The organism is Pseudomonas sp. SG20056 (genome assembly GCF_031764535.1).
Classification (GTDB): domain Bacteria; phylum Pseudomonadota; class Gammaproteobacteria; order Pseudomonadales; family Pseudomonadaceae; genus Aquipseudomonas.
On sequence record NZ_CP134499.1, the window covers coordinates 1,176,045 to 1,188,589 of the forward strand.

Below are 12,545 nucleotides of genomic sequence, written 5' to 3' on the forward strand. Positions count from 1 at the left end.
GTATGTCGTCTTCCGTGCGTCTCGCGCTGGCCGGCCTGCTGCTGGCGACGCTGTGTTGGTCCGGCAATGCCCTGGTGGCGCGAGCATTTGCCGGGGAGATTCCACCGTTTGCCTTGTCATTCTGGCGCTGGAGCCTGGCGCTGGTGCTGCTGTTGCCCTTCGTGGCCAAGCCGCTGTGGCAACACCGCGCGGCACTGCGTGCGGCCAGCTGGCGCTTGCTGGTGCTCGCCGGTGTCGGTATCGCCGGGTACAACAGCCTGCTGTATGCCGCTGCGCAAACCACCGCTGCGATCAATATCACCCTGGTCAACACCTGTCTGCCACTGATGACCTTTATCGGCGCGGGCCTGCTGCTTGGCGAGTGGCCGCATCGGCGCGCGTGGTGGGGTATGGCTGTGGCCGCAGGCGGGTTGCTGGTGCTGATCAGCAAAGGCAGCTGGGCCAGCCTCAGTGGCCTTGCCTTCAATAAAGGCGATCTGATTATGCTGCTGGCGGTGGCTGACTGGGCGCTCTATTCATTGCTGCTGCGGCGTTGGGCCAGCTACCTGCTGCCGATCCCACCGCTGGCCCTGCTTGGCGTACTGATGCTGCTGGGCGTGCCGCTGATTCTGCCGTTCTATCTCTACGAGCTGGCACAGGGCGCACACTTCAGCGTGACACCACACAACCTGGCTGCCATTGGCTACACCGCCATCTTCGCCTCACTACTTGCTTACCTCGCCTGGAACCACGCTATCCGCATTCTCGGTGCGGCCAAGGCCGCACTCTCCAACTACTTGATGCCAGTGTTTACTGCACTACTGGGCTGGCTGCTGCTAGGGGAGGGGCTGCAAACCTACCACTGGGCCGGTGCTGCGTTGATATTCGCTGGTCTGTTGCTGGGCACACAGGTGCTCGCAAAAAATCGCTGAGTGATCACGTAGAGGTTCTCAGGCAAGCAAATGCGCGCGTTTGCTAGAACTGTGGTGGCTGCGAGGCAAAGACAGACACTGGACGTTTTAATTGTCGGGATGCCCGAGCACCAAGATACGAGCCGCTAGACGTACGTCGCTTCTACGCAAGATGAATATCAGCAAGGGCGGGGGAGAGTAGTTGGAATGTAGTCTGCCCGGAAAACAAAAAAGGGCTTACCTTTCGGTAAACCCTTGTTTTGTTTGGTGGCTACGCAGGGACTTGAACCCCGGACCCCAGCATTATGAAATTTCGGCACTACATGCCGTCAACGCTGGACACCAGTAACTACGGGCTTTCCAGCTATGTTATCACTCCGTTCGATGTGGCTGCTATGGCTTGCAGACTCCTTTCGGGACACTTCACATTGTTGCGTGTTGCGCAACATGCTAGGCTCTGGCGATGATCAAATCTTTCCAGCACAAAGGGCTTCGTAAGCTCTTCGAAACGGGTAGCACGGCTGGTGTGCAGGCTGCTCATGCTAAGCGTTTGAGGTTGCAGCTTGCTGCTTTGGATACAGCCCTGTCTGTCGATGATATGGATATCCCAGGCTTCCGTCTGCATCCGCTCAAGGGTGAGCAGCGAGGGCGCTGGTCGATCATGGTGAACGGCAACTGGCGGCTGACGTTCGAATTTCGCGACGGAAACGCTTACGTCCTGGACTATGAGGATTACCACTAATGAATATGCATAACCCCCCACACCCTGGTGAGTTCATCAACGATATCTATCTGGAGCCTAACGGCATCAGCGGCCGCGAACTGGCGGTAAATCTCGGTGTAGCACCATCTACCCTGAGCCGTGTTCTGAAAGGTACTAGCCGGGTAACGCCAGAAATGGCCCTGCGCCTGTCGGTAGCTCTTGGTCGTTCGCCTGAAAGTTGGCTGGCTATGCAGGATGCTTACGATCTATGGAATGCCCGCCAGCATGTTGACCTGCAACATGTTGGCAAGCTGGCTTTTGCCTGAGTTAGTCTGAGTTGGGGCTCCAGCCTTAAATAAATCTGTCCCCACTTTTCTAGGTTATTGTTTCGTGGTCGTAATATAAATTATTTCAGGGGTTTTTGTGAGTAGTTCAAATACAGTTGCCATTGTAACCGTTATTGTTTCAGCTTTGAGTACAGGCTACGCTGCTTATGTAACAAACCAAACAGCTCGAGAGTCTGAAAGGGTTAAGCAAGAATATATGGTTGAACTAGAGAAGCTGAGAAGTTCTCAGCAAGAAGCTAGCGAAATCAGAAGATATAAAATGAAATTGCGTGATAAATATTGCTCAGAGGCAAGTGCAATATTTAAAGAGCTCACTGGTGCGATAGTGAAATCTCGAAGTGTTATACCGTCTGTAGAGAAGGGTGAAGCGCTGAAATTGGAAGCTTTATTATCGATGCAAGCGCTGGCATATTTAGATAAAGATATTCAAGATGCTCATTCTAGAAAGTATGATAACGCTGGGGGAGGTGGTATGGTAACTGTTTCAGCTTTGGCTATGCAGGTAAGTGATTGCTCAGGTGTAAGTATAGGAAAGTAATTTTGCGCTATGTTTTATTTTAAGTTTTCAAGGGGCTATGAAAATTTTAAGTAAGTATCTCGATCCGGACAGAACAGGATTTTCTAAAGACCCGTTTGGATATAGTGCCTTGGCTCGCCATAAATGGGGTGTTGCGAGCTCTCTGGCCGGGTTTCCCGTCGATATATCGAAGCCTGCTACAAGTGATGAGCTCAAGAACCCCGTTCTATGGATGTCACAAGCGCATGCGCTTACCCAAGCTGCCATTGCTGTAATTAAAGCGGATCAAAAATTCGAGTTGATGCCGCCGAATATACGAGGTGTATGTGATAGCCAATACTGCGCTGTTGGATTAATGCTTGTTGGCTACAGCTTAGAAATATGCCTTAAATCCATGATAATTGCTAAGCATGGCGTAGACGGGTATACAAAGCTAGAAAAGAAAACAAGACACCATCGGTTGCACGAATTGGCAAGTTTTATTCCAGACCTTAGTGATAAGGAGTTAGCCATATTAAAAGGGCTAACACATTTTGTGTATTGGGCTGGTCGATATCCTGACCCTGGGTCTGGCAGAGAAGATGATGCAGAGGAAATTTTTGATATTTCAGAAAGAAATGAAATATCAGCTCATGATTTATTCAAGCTTTCAGCAAGGGTAATGGGTTACGCGCAAGAGGTAATTGCAAGGCTTTAGGCGACACCTTCTCAGCATTTTAAGCTTCTGGTTCAGTCCTATTTCCACTCATCTGGGCTTCGCTAGTAATAAAGCTCCCCATTTCAGCGACCCCAACAGAGCGCGGGATATCAGGGACATTTTGTGCGCTGCCCAATGCCGCTAGGGAGTCGATCATCAGTTGACTTGCTTTTTCATTCGCCGCATCTATTACTAATTTTGCCTGCGCTTCAGAGTTCGGGATCGGTTGTCCGTTGCTGTCGATCAGCCCGTCTGCTGCTGGAAGTGGTCGCATGTGCGCCATCGCAGCAAAAGCCTCTGACATTGCTAGCAGAGTTCTTTGGTGTTCAGGCATGCGGGGGTCGCCAGAGAAGATAATCTCATCCCTGTTTATGCGGAGTTGGGTTTGAGTTGCATCAGCCAAGTCAGAATTTCTGTGTGAAATTAAAAAACCGACCGAGGAAATTAGGGCAAATATTGCTGCGACCGAGTAGGGCCCTGCTGCTCCAGGCTTTTCATACCACTGAAATATAATTCCAGCAAAGGCTGCAGCCGCTGATATCAGGATTGTTGTGACTACAAAAATCTGGCTTCTTCTTGGCAGGAAGCTGAATTTTGCTGTTAAAGCCGCTTTGGCATTGAGATTAGGCGCCAATTGTAATCGTCCCATCCGGGTGCTTTTTAGCAGCAAAATCCGGGTAATGATCCCGTATATACTCATTTCGGTTATTAAAGAGCTGGATAAGCCTTATCGAATTTCCCATGTAGTAAATTGTACAGTCTTCCGATATATGGCACTTGTCCAGGGTAAAAGTTGGCGTGTAAACAAATAGCCTGCAACTATCGAAACGGCAGGAATTAAATCTCCACCCGTCAAGGGTAATGTCTTTATTCTTAAACCAAGAGCCTTCAACAAGAGACTGAGCTGGCGGCGGTGGTGGTATTAGTCCACCTGCTATACCGCCACTATAGTCGCTAAGGCCTCCTAATATTGTGCTTCTTGGAGGTGGGGGGATGGCTGTGGGTTTTGACATTACTTATTCTTCCCGTTGAATTAATCAACCTGCTTTAATCTGGCGAACCATCGCCGGGCCACTTTCGCTGTTTATCTGCTGCCCGCTTTGAGTTCTTCCAAGTTTACGTCTGCTTCGGCGTAGGCCGGGCTGATCTGGCCTTTGCTTGGGTCGACCTCTCCCTTCCAAATCCACAGCTCGTATTCAGGAAATGCGTCAAGCAGCGCATCCATGTCCTCGATACGCACCTTCACCTTCAAATTGTGGGCGACGGTACCCCAGCGGCGCCGCTCGAGGCCTGTCTTCTTGGAAACCACTGCAGGGCTTAGATATTTCACTAAAGCCCTAATTCGCTCTTCTCTCATTCCGAAAGGTTCTAATAAGTAAAAGGCAAACAGTTTGTCTGCCAAATATGTTGTCTGTATAGTCGTCCCGACAGACAACATATTTGTCTGCTGAAACCCCCTTTAACCACAGTTTATGAGCATTTCAGAGGCAGGGATAGGCGATGACCACACAGCATGTAAACGAACCACCTTTCGATGTGAGCTTTGATCTGGATGGCAAGCGAGTGATCTACCTCGACTGTCGCAACGCCCTCATGTGTAGCAAAGAGGTGTACGCGGCAATGTTGGGTGTCAGCGTCGATACCGTTATTTCTTGGATGCAGAGCTTCACGATCCCCAGCGTGAAAATGGGCCGCCCGCGTGTGGTCAACCTGGCTCAGATTCGCACCGATCTGGCCAAAGGCAAAACCATTTTCTCCCAGGGGGATTACGCCCATGGATAAGCCAGACCACGCGCCGCACCCGAAAGCGGATGGCAATGGTGGGGCGTTGGGTGCTGGCATTGATGATCTTTGCAGCGTACGCACCTTTGCCGAGATGAGCGGCATATCAGTCGAAGAGGCAGTCGACTGGGTGGATAGCGGCACCATCCCTAGCATGCGGCTAGCCGACTTCCGCATGGTCAACCTCGCCCGCCTGCGTGCGGACCTGCTCAAGGGCAAAACCGAGTTCAAAGCGGGGGACTACAGCCATGCCTAGCCAGCGTGTTGCCCTGGATGCAGCCACCGCCACGGCCTACCTGGGCCAAGCTGTGCTGATGGAGTTGCACATGGATGAAGGCGAGCCACCTTACTGGTGCTGCATGCACATCCTGGGTGTTGTGCTTCCTAAAGACGGCGTGTGGGATTACCCCTATTTCATGGTGATGAGCCTATCGGGCGATAGCCGCACCCCGTCTGAAGTGCCTTTTTCAGACATCCTCACTATTGGGGTAATACGGCACCGCGACCGGCATGGTTCCGGCAACGTACTGGGCCGTATTCCCCACCCTACACAGGCTGGGTCAAGGGCCGCGCTCCCGGCTCGTCGGAACAGCTCCACCGTTCCGTCGAACGGAAGCACGGGCGCAGCGCACCCTTGACGCGGTATGCCTATGAACAGCCTATCAACGGGAGCATGGGGTAGCTTCTCCGCCCCATGCTTCCGAGCCCTCGGCGGCAAGAGCGGGATGACAAGGGCAGCGCCCTTGGTGTGCTTCGCCCAGCCCGCACCGCTGCATTTTGCTGACTGCATGCACATGCTTTTTCTGGTGTTGCTCAGCGCCTTCCTGTGGTTTGCCAATTTACCGCCCGATGGCCGCCTGCAACTGTTCCCCATCACCCTGGAACAAGCCTGCCAAGAGCAACCGCCTGACCAAGTAATAGATCCCATAAACCTGATTGAAAAAGAGCTGTGCGCCACGGCTGTCGTTCGTTCGCACGCCGAGGCACGAGGCGCGCGAACGCGCGACAGCGGTGAGGCGCGTACTCGCGAGCGCGGGAGTGGCTCGGTTCAGAACGACGGCGCGAGCGAGGCTCGCGCCGGTGCGCTGACGTCCCTGTAACACGTCATATAACTAACTATTGAAACAGTGGTAACCAGTCAATAAAGGGGTATCGAATGTCAGTTAAAGATCTAATCCGAGTCGATAGACACACCGGTCTTGAGTCAGACAAAGGCCTGCTCTTTCTCGACATAGGTCAGACGGGTTTCGCCGACCTGTCAGGCGTTCGCCTGCTGCGCTGTGGCGTCGATACCGTGCGCCAGTTGTACAAGGGGCTGGTACGCCCAGAAGTCATGGCGCTGTTTGAGGTGCCGGGCGTCATGGTCGATTTTGCGGGCCAGCGTTGGCACTCGGGCCGGGTAGGGCGTGACTCCGGCTACCAGTACAAGCTGCAGAACGCAGACCTGGGCATCATCCTGTTGGTGAAGAACTTCAACGCCAAGCTGGACTGCATCGGCCCGCATCTGAAAATCGAAGTGTCACCGCACACCATCGACAGCCTGTCGCCTGAGCGTCTGCAGGCTCGGTTAGATTTCTATGCTGCCCAGGTGCTGACCCACTTGGAAATCAACCAGTGTGCCGTCCACCTTGCATTAGACCTGCAGGGCTGGACGCCTCCCGCCGATCTGGTGGCCCGCATGCACTGCAAGGCCCGGACGCACCGTGATATTTCCGGCATCAGTGAAATCAGCTGGGCGACCAAATCCAGCACCTACGGCCGCGGTGAAACGTCCATGTTTGGCTCTGCCGGTGGCGTGCAACTGTGTATCTACAACAAAACCGAGCAGGCCAAGGCCACCGACAAGCTCGACTACTGGGAAAGCGTTTGGCGTCGTCGTGACAGCTTCGATTCTGCTGATCCGGAGAACTACGACCCTGAGCAACCAGTATGGCGTGTAGAGCTGCGTTATCACCACTCCATCATCCAGCAGTTCGCTAGCGGCTCCCTGGATGTGAAAACCGGTGAAGTCATCGACACCCGTTCGTTTGCAGCCTTTGCCGGGCATCTGGACGGGCTGTGGCGCTATGGCCTGCGTCAATTCAAGTTGCTTGCTCGCCCTGGTTACTACGCGCCTATCTGGACGCTGATTCGCGATGATGTGCGCGTTGATCTGCCGGTTGATTCCCTGCTCGATGACACGGAATACAAACGCTACTACAAGACGTCGCGGGGCTTCTCCGGCAAGAACGTGGAACTCTTCCTGGGAAACTTCGTAAGCCTGCTGGCACGGGAGCGAGTGGGCGCAAAAAAGGCTTTCTGCACCCTAAAACAATGGGACTGTTGGCCCGTTATACGGGATCACTACGCGGCAAAGGAGGTAAGTGAGTACGGCATTTACCAGCACATCAAAAACCTGCTTGAGGAGCGGAGTGTGCGATGGGGTAGGGCCGTATGATCACCAAGGGCGAAAACGGCTGGGACGTCGATTTCTGGCTGGATCGTTCTGCCGGCATCCGTAAGCGCAAGAAGGCATTTCGCACCAAGTCCGAGGCCGAACGCTGGGTGATCGACCTCAAGCGCCAATACTCGTCTCGCGGACGTGATCCAGGCGAGCGCTTATCCGATCTGGTTAACGTGTGGCATGAGCTGCACGGCTGCACCCTGAAAGACAAATACCGGCTGCCGCGCACCCTGGCTGTGGTTGAGCTGCTGGGCAACCCGATAGCCTCAAGCTTCACTGCCCTGGATTTCAGCCGCTTTCGTATGGAGCGCTTGAAGACCTGTACGGCCTCGACGGTCAACCATGAGCATCGCTACATCAAATCCGTGTTCAATGAGCTGATCCGCCTAGGCGTCTGGAATGAGGCCAACCCCGTGGCCAACCTGCGGCAATTGAAAGTGGATGAGGTAGAGCTGACGTTCTTGAGCCTGGACGATTGCCGGCTCGTCCTCGATGAATGCGCGGCATCCAACAACAGCCATACGCTGCCTGTCGCCAAGCTGTGCCTTGCAACGGGTGCTCGATGGGATGAAGCCGAAAGCATCACGCGCGCGGAAGTCGCAAACTGTCTAGTCAGGTTTGCCAGGACGAAAAACGGCAAGGGTCGATCAGTGCCAATACCGTCTGATCTGCAAGCGCTGATATTGGAGCGGGGTTATCCAGGGGGAGGGCGGTTGTTCAGTTCGTGCCGGTCGGCCTTCCGTAAAGCCTATGAGCGAACGGGGCTACATACACCCGGCCAGCTAACCCACATCCTGCGACACACCTTTGCCAGCCACTACATGATGCAGGGCGGGAACATCCTGGCGTTACAGAAAATCCTTGGCCATGGCGATATCAAGATGACGATGCGTTATTCGCATCTGGCCCCTGATCACTTCGCCACGGCGCTGACCTTTTCGCCGTTGGCTTTGCTGACTGGCAATCAGAACTCGGCCTGATGCATTTTCAATAGGCAACAAAAAACCCGCCGAAGCGGGTTTCTTCAAGACCATTCTGACATCCTGTCAGAAGCCTCCTAGGCCATGGCCGATCATCCTTGATCCTGAGCGCGTCCTGCGCTTCAGTTGATGTGTGTAGATTAGATTCGGGGAGCAAGTGGTAACAGAGGCGATTGCAGTCAGCGCGTGTAAGCCTTTCGCTATAGGTAGTCTATTAGCGACGTTTGTTGGCTTAGTGCGTGGCGATAGTCGTGAGACAAGAAAGGGACACTTGTGGGACACCCCAAAAACAAAAAAGGGCTTACCTTTCGGTAAACCCTTGTTTTGTTTGGTGGCTACGCAGGGACTTGAACCCCGGACCCCAGCATTATGAATGCTATGCTCTAACCAGCTGAGCTACGTAGCCGAGTGGCGCGCATTATTCGCGTCTTGGGGTTGGGTGTCAACCCTGTTCTGCGAAAATTTCTGCGCGCGATCAATCGCTTACACGTTAAAGCGGAAATGCATGACGTCGCCGTCTTTCACGATGTAGTCCTTGCCTTCCAAGCGCCATTTTCCGGCTTCTTTGGTGCCAGCTTCGCCTTTGTATTGGATGAAGTCGTTGTAGGCGATTACTTCGGCGCGGATAAAGCCTTTTTCGAAGTCGGTGTGGATCACGCCAGCAGCCTGCGGAGCGGTGGCGCCGACACGGACGGTCCAGGCGCGGACTTCTTCGACGCCTGCGGTGAAGTAGGTCTGCAGGTTGAGCAGTTCGTAGCCCGCGCGGATTACTCGGTTCAGGCCGGGTTCTTCGAGGCCCAGGGCTTCGAGGAACATGTCTTTTTCTTCGCCATCATCCAGCTCGGCGATTTCTGCTTCGATCTTGTTGCATACCGGCACCACGGGAGCGCCTTCGGCATCGGCAATGGCCTGGACGATGTCGAGCAGTGGGTTGTTCTCGAAGCCGTCTTCAGCGACGTTGGCGATGTACATCACCGGCTTGCTGGTGAGCAGGTGGAAGCCACGTACCAGTTGCTTCTCGTCGTCACCCAGGGTCTTCATCAGGGTGCGCGCTGGCTTACCTTCGCTGAAGTGGGGGATGAGCTTTTCCAGCAGGGCTTTCTGTGCCACAGCTTCTTTGTCGCCGCCCTTGGCATTGCGAGTGGTCTTCTGCAGTTGCTTTTCGCAGCTGTCGAGATCGGCGAAGATCAGTTCGAGGTCGATGATTTCGATATCGCGCTTGGGGTCGACGCTGTTAGCAACGTGAATCACGTTATCGTCCTGGAAGCAGCGCACCACGTGGGCGATGGCGTCGGTCTCACGGATGTTGGCGAGGAACTTGTTGCCCAGGCCTTCACCCTTTGATGCTCCTTCTACCAGGCCGGCGATATCGACGAATTCCATGGTGGTGGGCAGTATGCGCTTGGGGTTGACGATGGCTGCCAGCTCCGCGAGGCGTGGGTCAGGCATCGGCACGATGCCGCTGTTAGGCTCGATGGTGCAGAACGGAAAGTTCTCGGCCGCAATACCGGATTTGGTGAGGGCGTTAAACAGGGTGGACTTGCCGACGTTGGGCAGGCCGACGATGCCGCAGTTGAATCCCATGGTGTTGTCCCTCGCGCGAATGGCGGTAAAGAGTTAGGAGGTGGCTTTCTGGCTGTGCAGCTTGTGCATGGCTTTGCTCCAGTCGCCCGCGAGTATTTCCGGCAGGGTGTCCAGGGCAAAGTCGATGCTGGTGTCCAGCAGTTCCTGTTCGCTGCGTGGTGCGCGGCCGAGGACGAAGTTGGAAACCATGCTGCTGTGCCCGGGATGGCCGATGCCAAGCCGCAGGCGGTAAAAATTATTCTGATTACCGAGCTGGGCGATGATGTCGCGCAGCCCGTTATGTCCGCCGTGCCCGCCACCCAGTTTGAGTTTGGCGACGCCGGGGGGCATGTCGAGTTCGTCGTGCGCCACCAGAATGGCTTCCGGCGGGATGCGGAAGAAATTCGCCAATGCCGCTACGGCCTGGCCGCTGCGATTCATAAAGGTGGTGGGGATCAGCAGGCGAACATCGCGGCCCTGATGGCTGAATTTGCCAACCAGGCCAAAATACTTTTTGTCGAGGCTCAGGTTGATGCGCTGGCTGTCAGCCAGGCGCTCAACGAAAAGGGCTCCAGCATTATGCCGAGTCTGGTCGTATTCAGGGCCGGGGTTACCCAGGCCAACGATCAGTTGTACGGCAGTCATGTCAGGAGCCCTTTTGTGGAAATAGCTCGGCAGAATCGCATACCGAGCTGGTTTCCGACACTGCGAGGATTACTCGGCAGCGCCTTCGTCTTTAGCAACGCGGGAGGCGTGGATGTTAGCCACTGCCAGGTCGTTACCGTGAGCCAGTGCAACCAGCTCAACGCCTTTCGGCAGTTTCAGGTCGGCCAGGTGAACGATCTGACCCACTTCAACGGCAGCCATGTCGACTTCGATGAATTCCGGCAGGTCTTTCGGCAGGCAGGAAACTTCTACTTCCGACAGCACGTGAGACACTTCGCCGCCTTGCTGCTTAACGCCAACTGAAGTTTCTTGGTTGATGAAGTGCAGGGGAACGATAGCGGTCAGTTTCTGGCCAGCGACTACGCGAACGAAGTCAGCGTGCAGCACGTAGCCTTTGGCTGGATGGCGCTGCAGGGCTTTGATGATCACGCTTTCGTTGCTGCCGGCTACGTTCAGGCTCAGCACGTGGCTGTAGGCTGCTTCGTTTTCCAGCAGTTTGGCCAGTTCTTTGGCCAGCAGGCTGATCGATTGTGGAGCTTTTTCGCCACCGTAAATTACGGCAGGAACCATGGCAACGTTACGACGCAGGCGGCGGCTCGCACCTTTCCCCAGGTCGGAACGCACTTCGGCATTCAGGGCAAATTCAGTCATTTCACTTCTCCAAAATAACCAAACCGTCCCTTACGCTTGCGACCAGCGACGGGACGGTTGGTTGAAAAGCCTTGCCGTCAGGGCAGGGCGTTTGCGCTCAGGGCGTATACCGAATTAACGGAACATCGCGCTGATCGATTCTTCATTGCTGATGCGGCGGACCGCCTCAGCGACTACCGGGGCAATGTCCAGTTGGCGAATACGCGAACAGGATTGCGCAGCGGCGGACAGCGGGATGGTGTTGGTCACCACCAGCTCGTCAAGTACGGATTTTTCAATGTTTTCGATTGCACGGCCAGACAGTACAGCGTGTGTGGCGTAAGCGAAGACTTTCGATGCGCCGTGTTCTTTCAGCGCTTTGGCGGCGTGGCACAGGGTGCCAGCGGTATCCACCATGTCGTCGACCAGGATGCAGGTACGGCCTTCAACATCACCGATGATGTGCATCACTTCGGAATGGTTGGCTTTCTCGCGGCGCTTGTCGATGATCGCCAGGTCAACACCCAGGGACTTGGCCACAGCGCGTGCACGCACTACGCCGCCGATGTCTGGGGAGACAATCATCAGGTTTTCAAAACGCTGGTCTTCGATGTCGTCCACCAGTACTGGGGAGCCGTAGATGTTATCTACCGGAATATCGAAGAAACCCTGGATCTGATCCGCGTGCAGGTCGACGGTCAAAACCCGGTCGATGCCTACAACGGTGAGCATGTCAGCCACAACTTTGGCACTGATTGCCACGCGGGCGGAGCGCGGACGGCGATCCTGGCGGGCATAGCCGAAGTAGGGGATAACTGCAGTAATTCGGGTCGCTGATGAGCGGCGGAAGGCGTCAGCCATCACTACCAGTTCCATCAGGTTATCGTTGGTTGGCGCGCACGTCGGTTGAATCAGGAAGACGTCTTTGCCGCGGACGTTTTCATTGATTTCAATCATGATCTCGCCGTCGGAAAACTTACCGACAGAAGCATCACCGAGGGGAATGTGCAGCTGACGTACGATACGTCGCGCCAGATCGGGGTTAGCGTTCCCCGTAAAAACCATCATCTTGGACACGCGCAGTACCTGCCGGCTGGGGGTTACCTGGATGAGTACAGAAATGGCAGGGGCGGCTGGATTCGAACCAACGCATGCCAGGATCAAAACCTGGTGCCTTACCGCTTGGCGACGCCCCTGTATCCTGTGTAACCGAATGCTTTGAGTTGTGTATCCGCTCCAGGGCGGAAATGGCAGGGGCGGCTGGATTCGAACCAACGCATGCCAGGATCAAAACCTGGTGCCTTACCGCTTGGCGACGCCCCTATTA

16 protein-coding genes and 3 tRNA genes are annotated in these 12,545 nt (G+C 54.8%); 10 read left to right on the forward strand and 9 right to left on the reverse strand.

Going from position 1 to position 12,545, the window contains the following annotated elements:
• The first annotated feature begins 2 nt into the window (after positions 1-2).
• The 5 genes from RHP75_RS05620 to RHP75_RS05640 all read left to right on the forward strand — a co-directional run bounded on the left by RHP75_RS05620 (position 3) and on the right by RHP75_RS05640 (position 3,154).
• Complete coding sequence (locus RHP75_RS05620; RefSeq protein WP_311090849.1) at positions 3-911, forward strand: DMT family transporter; 909 nt, start codon at positions 3-5, stop codon at positions 909-911.
• A gap of 442 nt (positions 912-1,353) precedes the next feature.
• Positions 1,354-1,632: a type II toxin-antitoxin system RelE/ParE family toxin gene (locus RHP75_RS05625; RefSeq protein WP_260496798.1), complete on the forward strand. Its 279-nt coding sequence runs from the start codon at positions 1,354-1,356 to the stop codon at positions 1,630-1,632.
• Complete coding sequence (locus RHP75_RS05630; RefSeq protein ID WP_311090852.1) at positions 1,632-1,919, forward strand: HigA family addiction module antitoxin; 288 nt, start codon at positions 1,632-1,634, stop codon at positions 1,917-1,919. Before RHP75_RS05625 ends, RHP75_RS05630 begins: the two co-directional genes overlap by 1 nt.
• Positions 1,920-2,016: 97 nt before the next feature.
• Positions 2,017-2,478, forward strand: a complete 462-nt coding sequence (locus RHP75_RS05635) for a hypothetical protein (protein WP_311090853.1) — start codon at positions 2,017-2,019, stop codon at positions 2,476-2,478.
• Positions 2,479-2,515: 37 nt separating this feature from the next.
• Complete coding sequence (locus RHP75_RS05640) at positions 2,516-3,154, forward strand: hypothetical protein (RefSeq protein ID WP_311090854.1); 639 nt, start codon at positions 2,516-2,518, stop codon at positions 3,152-3,154.
• Between the two features lie 19 nt (positions 3,155-3,173).
• On the opposite strand, the gene RHP75_RS05645 is transcribed toward RHP75_RS05640, so the two are convergent.
• Together RHP75_RS05645 and RHP75_RS05650 are read right to left on the reverse strand one after the other, a co-directional pair.
• Positions 3,174-3,803, reverse strand: coding sequence for a hypothetical protein (locus tag RHP75_RS05645; RefSeq protein WP_311090856.1), 630 nt, complete (start codon positions 3,801-3,803; stop codon positions 3,174-3,176).
• Between the two features lie 435 nt (positions 3,804-4,238).
• Positions 4,239-4,556: a DNA-binding protein gene (locus tag RHP75_RS05650; RefSeq protein WP_311090857.1), complete on the reverse strand. Its 318-nt coding sequence runs from the start codon at positions 4,554-4,556 to the stop codon at positions 4,239-4,241.
• A gap of 98 nt (positions 4,557-4,654) precedes the next feature.
• Between RHP75_RS05650 and RHP75_RS05655 the strand changes: the two genes are divergently transcribed.
• The 5 genes from RHP75_RS05655 (at position 4,655) to RHP75_RS05675 (ending at position 8,359) form a co-directional block, all read left to right on the forward strand.
• Positions 4,655-4,936 carry a DNA-binding protein gene (locus tag RHP75_RS05655; RefSeq protein WP_311090858.1) on the forward strand — a complete coding sequence of 94 codons (282 nt, stop codon included), beginning with the start codon at positions 4,655-4,657 and terminating at the stop codon, positions 4,934-4,936.
• Positions 4,929-5,192, forward strand: coding sequence for a hypothetical protein (locus RHP75_RS05660; RefSeq protein WP_311090860.1), 264 nt, complete (start codon positions 4,929-4,931; stop codon positions 5,190-5,192). The genes RHP75_RS05655 and RHP75_RS05660 overlap by 8 nt, the downstream gene beginning before the upstream one ends.
• A 532-nt stretch (positions 5,193-5,724) precedes the next feature.
• A complete protein-coding gene (locus tag RHP75_RS05665; protein WP_311090861.1) occupies positions 5,725-6,036 on the forward strand; it encodes a hypothetical protein in 312 nt (103 codons plus the stop codon).
• A gap of 56 nt (positions 6,037-6,092) precedes the next feature.
• Positions 6,093-7,373 carry a hypothetical protein gene (locus RHP75_RS05670; RefSeq protein WP_311090863.1) on the forward strand — a complete coding sequence of 427 codons (1,281 nt, stop codon included), beginning with the start codon at positions 6,093-6,095 and terminating at the stop codon, positions 7,371-7,373.
• Positions 7,370-8,359 carry a tyrosine-type recombinase/integrase gene (locus tag RHP75_RS05675; protein ID WP_311090864.1) on the forward strand — a complete coding sequence of 330 codons (990 nt, stop codon included), beginning with the start codon at positions 7,370-7,372 and terminating at the stop codon, positions 8,357-8,359. Before RHP75_RS05670 ends, RHP75_RS05675 begins: the two co-directional genes overlap by 4 nt.
• 329 nt (positions 8,360-8,688) lie before the next feature.
• Here RHP75_RS05675 and RHP75_RS05680 read toward each other — a convergent pair.
• From RHP75_RS05680 to RHP75_RS05710, 7 genes are all read right to left on the reverse strand, one after another.
• Positions 8,689-8,765 (reverse strand) — tRNA-Met (locus RHP75_RS05680).
• 77 nt (positions 8,766-8,842) lie between these two features.
• The gene (ychF, locus tag RHP75_RS05685) at positions 8,843-9,943 is read right to left on the reverse strand and encodes a redox-regulated ATPase YchF (RefSeq protein WP_311090865.1); all 1,101 of its coding nucleotides are present in this window, start codon (positions 9,941-9,943) and stop codon (positions 8,843-8,845) included.
• 33 nt (positions 9,944-9,976) lie between these two features.
• Positions 9,977-10,567, reverse strand: coding sequence for an aminoacyl-tRNA hydrolase (gene pth, locus RHP75_RS05690; protein WP_311090867.1), 591 nt, complete (start codon positions 10,565-10,567; stop codon positions 9,977-9,979).
• A 69-nt stretch (positions 10,568-10,636) separates the two neighbouring features.
• Complete coding sequence (locus RHP75_RS05695; RefSeq protein ID WP_160013439.1) at positions 10,637-11,239, reverse strand: 50S ribosomal protein L25/general stress protein Ctc; 603 nt, start codon at positions 11,237-11,239, stop codon at positions 10,637-10,639.
• A gap of 114 nt (positions 11,240-11,353) precedes the next feature.
• Positions 11,354-12,295, reverse strand: coding sequence for a ribose-phosphate pyrophosphokinase (locus RHP75_RS05700; protein WP_090251437.1), 942 nt, complete (start codon positions 12,293-12,295; stop codon positions 11,354-11,356).
• 44 nt (positions 12,296-12,339) lie between these two features.
• Positions 12,340-12,414 (reverse strand) — tRNA-Gln (locus RHP75_RS05705).
• 52 nt (positions 12,415-12,466) lie between these two features.
• Positions 12,467-12,541, reverse strand: a tRNA-Gln gene (locus tag RHP75_RS05710).
• Positions 12,542-12,545: the final 4 nt, after the last annotated feature.

What these genes read in the sequence shown, in the direction of transcription:
- ychF (WP_311090865.1), bottom strand. Translation starts at nt 9,943, where the DNA reads ATGGGATTCAACTGCGGCATCGTCGGCCTGCCCAACGTCGGCAAGTCC.
- RHP75_RS05630 (WP_311090852.1), top strand. Translation starts at nt 1,632, where the DNA reads ATGAATATGCATAACCCCCCACACCCTGGTGAGTTCATCAACGATATC.
- RHP75_RS05660 (WP_311090860.1), top strand. Translation starts at nt 4,929, where the DNA reads ATGGATAAGCCAGACCACGCGCCGCACCCGAAAGCGGATGGCAATGGT.
- RHP75_RS05645 (WP_311090856.1), bottom strand. Translation starts at nt 3,803, where the DNA reads ATGGGACGATTACAATTGGCGCCTAATCTCAATGCCAAAGCGGCTTTA.
- RHP75_RS05620 (WP_311090849.1), top strand. Translation starts at nt 3, where the DNA reads ATGTCGTCTTCCGTGCGTCTCGCGCTGGCCGGCCTGCTGCTGGCGACG.
- RHP75_RS05670 (WP_311090863.1), top strand. Translation starts at nt 6,093, where the DNA reads ATGTCAGTTAAAGATCTAATCCGAGTCGATAGACACACCGGTCTTGAG.
- RHP75_RS05640 (WP_311090854.1), top strand. Translation starts at nt 2,516, where the DNA reads ATGAAAATTTTAAGTAAGTATCTCGATCCGGACAGAACAGGATTTTCT.
- RHP75_RS05655 (WP_311090858.1), top strand. Translation starts at nt 4,655, where the DNA reads ATGACCACACAGCATGTAAACGAACCACCTTTCGATGTGAGCTTTGAT.
- RHP75_RS05625 (WP_260496798.1), top strand. Translation starts at nt 1,354, where the DNA reads ATGATCAAATCTTTCCAGCACAAAGGGCTTCGTAAGCTCTTCGAAACG.
- pth (WP_311090867.1), bottom strand. Translation starts at nt 10,567, where the DNA reads ATGACTGCCGTACAACTGATCGTTGGCCTGGGTAACCCCGGCCCTGAA.
- RHP75_RS05695 (WP_160013439.1), bottom strand. Translation starts at nt 11,239, where the DNA reads ATGACTGAATTTGCCCTGAATGCCGAAGTGCGTTCCGACCTGGGGAAA.
- RHP75_RS05675 (WP_311090864.1), top strand. Translation starts at nt 7,370, where the DNA reads ATGATCACCAAGGGCGAAAACGGCTGGGACGTCGATTTCTGGCTGGAT.
- RHP75_RS05665 (WP_311090861.1), top strand. Translation starts at nt 5,725, where the DNA reads ATGCACATGCTTTTTCTGGTGTTGCTCAGCGCCTTCCTGTGGTTTGCC.